This window comes from Streptomyces exfoliatus, from assembly GCF_000725545.1.
GTDB classification, from domain to species: domain Bacteria; phylum Actinomycetota; class Actinomycetes; order Streptomycetales; family Streptomycetaceae; genus Streptomyces; species Streptomyces exfoliatus.
On the sequence record NZ_JNZP01000093.1, the window covers coordinates 1 to 539 of the forward strand.

Genomic DNA, 539 nt, shown 5'->3' on the forward strand with positions numbered 1-539 from the left:
GGCCGAGGAGGACATGCGCCGGGACGATCTCGGCGTTGCCGGCCGTCTTGGCCTCGTTCATGCCGGCGATGATCGCGCTGCGGGCGGGCTGGGAGAACTTCTCGAAGGCATTCGACGGCTTGGCGTCGGGCTTGGCGACGAACCGCTTCTGGGCTGCCTGCCGGGTGACGCCCATGCTGCGACCGATGTCGGTCCAGGACGCGCCGGAGCGACGGGCCTGGTCGACGAAGTGGCCGATGAGATGGTCGGCGACCTCGCCGATGTGGTCGGCCAGCAGGATGGCGCCGCTGAGCTGGTCGAGGGCGGAGGTGTGGTTCTCGGTGATCGCCGTGATGAGCTCGTCGAGCTTGACCGGCGAAGTGATCTGCGTCATGGTGTCAACCGTAGGTTGTCAGTCGGGTGGTGTCAACCCGAGGTTGTCATTTCTCTCGATCGGTCCTGGGCCCGCGTGGCCCCCGCGCTCCGCGGCGGCCACGCCCGTCGCCGATGAGCGCGGCGGCCTTCGCCGCTACCAGGTGACCGGCATCTCGGCCGGGCCG

At 69.2% G+C, this 539-nt stretch carries 1 pseudogene; it reads right to left on the reverse strand.

Features of this window, described 5'->3' with window-relative positions:
• Positions 1-373: pseudogene (locus IO20_RS0134240) on the reverse strand (Clp protease N-terminal domain-containing protein); the annotation flags it as partial.
• Positions 374-539 lie beyond the last annotated feature (166 nt).